The organism is Candidatus Frankia alpina, from assembly GCF_902806485.1.
Taxonomy (GTDB): Bacteria; Actinomycetota; Actinomycetes; order Frankiales; family Frankiaceae; genus Frankia; species Frankia alpina.
On the sequence record NZ_CADCWT010000257.1, the window covers coordinates 1 to 6,092 of the forward strand.

The 6,092-nt window shown below is 64.4% G+C and carries 4 protein-coding genes and 1 pseudogene; 3 read left to right on the forward strand and 2 right to left on the reverse strand.

Annotated features, from left to right (window positions below):
* Positions 1-571: 571 nt before the first annotated feature.
* Positions 572-1,174, reverse strand: a complete 603-nt coding sequence (locus G6R25_RS20090; protein ID WP_163554187.1) for a hypothetical protein — start codon at positions 1,172-1,174, stop codon at positions 572-574.
* Between the two features lie 213 nt (positions 1,175-1,387).
* On the opposite strand from G6R25_RS20090, the gene G6R25_RS30900 reads away from it, so the two are divergent.
* The 3 genes from G6R25_RS30900 to G6R25_RS20105 are packed head-to-tail and all read left to right on the forward strand — an operon-like array spanning position 1,388 to position 4,301.
* On the forward strand, positions 1,388-1,696 hold the full coding sequence (locus tag G6R25_RS30900) for a DUF3311 domain-containing protein (protein ID WP_163554188.1): 309 nt from the start codon (positions 1,388-1,390) through the stop codon (positions 1,694-1,696).
* Entirely contained in the window at positions 1,693-2,040 is a 348-nt protein-coding gene (locus tag G6R25_RS20100) for a hypothetical protein (RefSeq protein WP_136447972.1), read from the forward strand. Before G6R25_RS30900 ends, G6R25_RS20100 begins: the two co-directional genes overlap by 4 nt.
* Positions 2,040-4,301, forward strand: a complete 2,262-nt coding sequence (locus G6R25_RS20105) for a carbon starvation CstA family protein (RefSeq protein ID WP_272871463.1) — start codon at positions 2,040-2,042, stop codon at positions 4,299-4,301. The genes G6R25_RS20100 and G6R25_RS20105 overlap by 1 nt, the downstream gene beginning before the upstream one ends.
* 998 nt (positions 4,302-5,299) lie before the next feature.
* Here G6R25_RS20105 and G6R25_RS20110 read toward each other — a convergent pair.
* A pseudogene (locus tag G6R25_RS20110) lies at positions 5,300-6,092 on the reverse strand (hypothetical protein); the annotation flags it as partial.

The window sequence follows — 6,092 nt, forward strand, 5'->3', positions numbered from 1 at the left end:
GCCGGGGCCCGCACGGATCTATGGCGGAAGCATGAGCAGGCGGAGGCCCGCGAAGATGCGCCAGAGGGGGGCAAGCCGCCCGTGGCAGTTACCTAGCGACACGGCAGCCCAGAGGAAGCGACGGCGCCCCGTCGAAGCAGTCCGGCGGGGCGCTTGGACGTTCCGGGCGAGGATGGTCGGCTGGCTGTCGCATCCCTCGAGGCGATGGCCTGCCCCGCCGGTCCAGCGCCCGGTTTGCGGAGTCCGATCCGGGGTCGCGGATGCCTCCAACTGGCCCGGTTGCACACCAGGAAACCGCGGGTTGCAGTTTCCTGGGAGTTTCCTGACGGAAACCGCTCCGACCTGCAGGTTTCCACGTTTCCAGGTTTCCTGGCAGGGGGCCCTACGCGTGCGCACGCGAGGAAACCCGGTTTCCGCCGGTTGCAACCCGGATCGGCCGGCCCCGCCGGAGCCCCCCACTGACATCCAGTTCTTCACCCCGCTGGGGCCAGCAGCCAACATGCCAACGCCCCGCCGAGGACGGGCCTGGCGCGGCGTCAGACGACCGAACAAGATCAGCTGTGGGTGTTAGTCAACGGTGTTGTCGACACCTCCGGGTTGATCTCCTGCATGGGTCCGGCCTCCGCTCCCGCCTCGTCATCGCCGACGAGGTCTTCATCGGAGGTCTCCTCCTCGGCGGGGACGAGGCGGGACTTGGAGGACTCGAACCACCACCACCGGTGTTGGTGCCTTCGTCGTCACGTGCGTGGTGGTAGTTTTCAGTCTTTGAAGAGAACTCCGAAGGAGTTTTCTTCCTTGACCTTCCAGTGACCGACCTGCCGGTGATGGCAGGTCGGTCTGAGCTGGGCTTTCCCGAGATCGGTGCAGGTCGGCCGGGCTGTCGGCGGACGGTCTTCGCGGACAGGTCCTCGAGGTGCTCGACCCCGTCCGTGGTGATCCGCTCGACCCCGCGGCGGCTCTCTACCCGGGAGCCGGCCGGGAACATCGCGGCCAGCTCGGCAAGGTCGGCGTCGCGCACCTCGTCATCGAACAGGAAGGTGTCGGTCGCCCAGACCCCGCCGTCCGCCTGGTACCGGATCTTGACGATGTGGCCATAGGCCACCAGGTCGCGCATGGAGACGTACAACGACCGGCGGCCCACCCCCGGCCACCGGGTCGCAGCCAGCTGATCCATCGGCGGAAGGTCGGAGCCCTCGGGGAACCCCAGCAGCACGACTTGCCCAGCAGGTTGCCCAGCCGGTACGCGGGTTCAGCTTGCGCGCCAAGAATCGGTTGAAGCAGCATCGTCCCGCAATAAGCCGTAAACCGCGATGGCACAGCTGGCAACTACACACCCGGCCCGGGCGCGCCTGGGGCCAGTTGGTGGCTCACGACCAGGGAGATCAGGATGTGGCACGAGGAACAGGGATGGGACGCTCCGCCGGGTGTCCAGGCAAGCCCCGCGGCAGGCAGGCCGGCTGGCGACCATCCGGCCCGCGCCGCGGCAAGCTGGCGCCGAACCGCCGCGGCCGCGTGCCTCGGGACGCCGTTCGCCGCCTTACTGGCGGTCCCGCTCTACGCGCAGGAAGAGCCACGACTGGCCGGGATGCCGTTCTTTTACTGGTATCAGCTCATCTGGATGCCCTTAGGCGCGTTACTGACCGCTACTGCCTGGCAGCTGCACAGCCGGGGGACGGCGCCCGGAGGCCAGCGATGATCCGGCTTACCGACCGGGCACGCACGGCGCTCCGCGAAGGCGAGGTAGTCGTTTTCGACTGGGCCGCGCTGGGGCTGTGCTGCACCTGCACCGGTCAGCCGTGGCTGCGCACGGCGCCGCGGGCGCTCGTCCTGCGACACCGGGGCTTCCGCCCGGTGGATGCGGATCCGAGTGGCAGCGTTGTAGCCCATCCACTCGCCTATCCGTTCCTCTTGGGCCGCGATATCACGATCGACTGCCGCCCACGGCTCGGCTTTCGGCGTTTCAGTACCGACCTGCCGCCCGACGTCGGGCTCGCCGACCTGCTCGGCCGTGCCAACCCCGCAGGAAGGATGGTGCCCTAGTGACCACTCGCCTTGATCCTGCCGGAACCGGCCTTCGGCCTCACGGCGATCGTGCATCTGGCAATGGCCGGACGACCGGCCGGCTCCGGTCGATCGCCGTCTGGACCGCGGTATCGGCGGTCGGCGCGGTTGGCTGGACTGTGCTCGCGCTGTCCCGTCACGAGTCGATCTCCGCAGCGTGGATCTTGATAGCCGGCCTGGGATCCTTCGCCGTTGCCTACCGATTTTACGCTCGGTTCATCGCAAACAGGGTGTTACAGGTAGATGACAGCCGGGCGACGCCGGCCGAGCGCCTCGGCAACGGCGTCGACTACCAGCCGACCGACCGGAGGGTCCTGTTCGGTCACCATTTCGCTGCCATCGCAGGGGCTGGTCCGCTCGTCGGCCCAGTGCTCGCCGTGCAAATGGGGTACCTGCCCGGAACGATCTGGATCATCGCCGGCGTTATTTTCGCCGGTGCCGTGCAGGACATGGTGACATTATTCTTCTCCATGCGGCGCGACGGCAAGAGCCTGGGCCAGATGGCGCGCGACGAGATCGGCCAGGTGGGCGGGACTGCGGCGCTGGTCGCTGTTTTCGCCATAATGATTATCTTGTTGGCGGTGCTGGCCCTCGTCGTGGTGAACGCGCTCGCCGCCTCCGCATGGGGTACCTTCTCGATCGCGATGACCATCCCGATCGCTCTGTTCATAGGCATCTACCTACGGGTGCTACGACCCGGCCGGGTCGCCGAGGCCACCGCCGTCGGTGTCGCCGGACTGTTCGCGGCCATTGTTGGCGGCCGCTGGATCTCCGACTCCGCCCTCGCTTCGACCTTCACACTCAGCCCGAAAGCCCTGGTAGCCTGCCTCGTCGGCTATGGATTCGTCGCCTCGGTGCTGCCGGTGTGGTTGTTGCTCGCGCCCCGCGACTATCTTTCGACATTTATGAAGGTCGGCACCATCGGACTGCTCGCCATCGGCGTTCTCGTTGAATTTCCGGCACTTCAGGCGGACGCGATCAGCAAATTTGCGACCAGGGGAAACGGACCAGTGTTCGCTGGTAGTTTGTTCCCGTTTGTCTTCATCACCATTGCCTGTGGTGCCCTGTCCGGATTCCACTCTCTCATTGCGTCCGGAACCACGCCGAAAATGATCCAGAAGGAGTCCCAGGTCCGGCTCATCGGGTATGGGGCGATGCTGACCGAATCCTTCGTCGCGCTGATGGCACTGATCGCGGCAGCAGTGCTCAGCCCGGGCCTCTACTACGCCATGAATGCACCTGGTGGGGTTGTCGGCACAACTGCGGCGTCGGCCGCGTCCGTAGTCACCAACCTCGGTTTCACCATCACCCCTGACACCCTTGACTCCGTCGCCAGGTCCGTCGGAGAATCGACGCTGGTCGCCCGCACTGGGGGTGCGCCAACGCTCGCTGTTGGCATGTCCCACATCCTTTCCGGCGCATTCGGGGGCGACAGTCTCACCGCCTTCTGGTACCACTTTGCAATCATGTTCGAGGCGCTGTTCATCATGACCACTGTCGACGCCGGTACCCGGGTCGGCCGGTTCATGCTGCAGGACATGCTTGGGAACGTGTGGAAGCCAATCGGCCGGGTGAGCTGGTGGCCCGCCGTCTGGCTGAGCAGTGCGCTAGTAGTCGGTACCTGGGGCTACTTCCTCTGGACCGGGGCAACCGACCCGCTCGGCGGCATCAATCAGCTGTTCCCGCTGTTCGGGATGGCCAACCAAATGCTCGCTGCCATCGCGTTGACGGTCGTCACCACCATGCTCGTCAAGAGCAGGCGGATGCGGTGGGCCTGGGTGACCGGCGTCCCGCTCGGCTGGGATGTCGCCGTCACGTTCTCCGCAGCCTGGCAGAAAATTTTCTCGGACAATCCCAAACTCGGCTTCTTTGCTCAACGACACCGCTATGCCGACGCGCTCGAAAACGGCAAAATCCTAGCGCCCGCGAAGAGTACCAGCGACATGCATAGAGTCGTCCAGAACTCAACCCTGGACGGGATCCTGGCGATAGTGTTCGCCCTGTTGGTGCTCATCGTACTCGTTGATGCTGTACGGGTGTGCATACGGGCTGTCCGTACCCAGACGCTGGTATCCACCACTGAAGCGGACTATGTAGCCTCCCGTCTCGTCGTGCCTGCGAAACTGTTCGCGACTTCGGCAAAGCGCCGGCTGCCCGCCCTAGATTCCGGCGAGGAGGACGGCGTCCAGGCCGCAGGAGACAGCGCCGATGTCGGACGGTGTCGACGACGTCCGATCTGATTATGGCGGTTGGGGCCATGGTCACCGAGACCGGGCGCAGCCACGCGCAAATCGTGGACGCCGCGCTGCTAGCCTACCCACTAATCCCGGCGAAGTTCCGACCCACCTATGGCACTTAATCAAAAATTCTGATTCCTGAAATCTGGCTATCTATCGCCTGCCCGACGAGCACCACGATCGATGCCAGGGCCGGCAGTTTGATATCGTCGATATCCGACATCTCAAGGGCCACGCTAGGCGGCCAGACCCACGAAAGCTGTCTCTGCCCTCGCCACCTCGCGCTGTTTCCTGATGGGGGAAGTCACAACTCGATCGTCACGTCTCTCTCGAGTAGTCTCTTATTTCTCCATGATTTTCTGAGATCCTGTTTCGTCGACCTGCCACCCGATAATGTTCGCTTATCGATCGTCAGCCGGGCCGACGATCACGAGATGTACGGAATGCAATATAGTCCTGGTGTACAGATTTCCATACACCAGGGCAATAGTCACTGGATGCCGTCGGCGACAGCGGAGCACGGAGAGCCGGACGAGGACGGCCGGTACGACACGGACGCCCTCGTCCGGCTCAGTCACACCGAGCCTGAGGCGCTGGGCTGCGCCCACAGGCGGGCCTGGGGCTGATCCAAGGCCCATTCGACGGCCAAAACGCCGGCTGCAGCGTATTCAAAAACCCGACAACCGGCCCAGTGAAGGGTTTTCGTGCGTTGTCCGGGGGGTCTACTAGCAATTCGGAGAACATGGCGCTGCCCGCGCGTCCCACTGCACGTGGTCCGCCCCGCGTGGATGGAGCCAACCTCACCGGGACGGGCCAGGGTCAGTGGGACGGGGACAGTAGGCGGGCCATCGTGTCCGTTGTGGGGTCTGATAATCCCATCTTCCCGCACGCCAGAAACAAAACAAAAAGGACTCTTGGATATGATCGGCCCCGGTAGATAGCGGGGATCGGGTCGTGCTGGATGGCCCCGCCGAAGGCCAGTTCAACACCTCCAGACAAGATCAGCCGGAGGTGTTGGTCAACATTGTTGGGTTGATCTCCTGCCTGGGGCCCTGGAGGCCGCTGGTGTCGAGGTGGTAGGCGGTGAGCAGCTCGGTGAGAGCCCCGAAGCCGCCGGTGTCCAGCGACCGCAGCACCGCCGCCTCCAAGCCCAGGGCGACGACCCGGCGGTAGAGCCAGTTCGCCAGCCGGCCGACCTCCTCCCCCTCCCCCTCCCCCTCGGCGGCGAGGTCCTCGTCGGAGGCCTCCGGCTCGTCGGGCAGGAGCTGGCCGCGGAGGCCCTTGCTGAACCGGATGACGGACTTGCCTTTGGTCTCGCGTTCGTATTCGTGCCAGAGCTTCAGCGCGTCAACGTCGCCGGTCCGCAGGAAGTAGGCGGCGATATCAAACGGCATCAAACTCCCTTTCCGACCTTTCTTCAAATCGCCGCGGGCCATTTCATTGCCTAGTCCGATGCCGGTTTCCTGGAGCTTGACAAGGTAGCGGCCGAGGGCGTCGGAGTCCCGGATGATGATATCGAGTTTTACGCCAATGCCTCTCACCATCGGCTTATGCCCCTGCCGCACATAAAAAGCATTCAACTTATCAAAATACTCCTTGCACATCTTCCCGTAAGCCTTCGGCGTGACCGGCTCCCGGAAGACCTCCACATCGTGAGTGTGGGGATGCCAGCCGTTGTTCCCACTGGTGATTTCCTTCGCCGTGATGCACCCGAAGTACCCGGCTTCCTCGCGTGCCTGCTTGACCGCCCAGTGGTTCGCCGACCAGCGACGTCCTTCGGCCAGGTAGCCGAGA

What these genes read in the sequence shown, in the direction of transcription:
- G6R25_RS20100 (WP_136447972.1), top strand. Translation starts at nt 1,693, where the DNA reads ATGATCCGGCTTACCGACCGGGCACGCACGGCGCTCCGCGAAGGCGAG.
- G6R25_RS20090 (WP_163554187.1), bottom strand. Translation starts at nt 1,174, where the DNA reads ATGGATCAGCTGGCTGCGACCCGGTGGCCGGGGGTGGGCCGCCGGTCG.
- G6R25_RS30900 (WP_163554188.1), top strand. Translation starts at nt 1,388, where the DNA reads ATGTGGCACGAGGAACAGGGATGGGACGCTCCGCCGGGTGTCCAGGCA.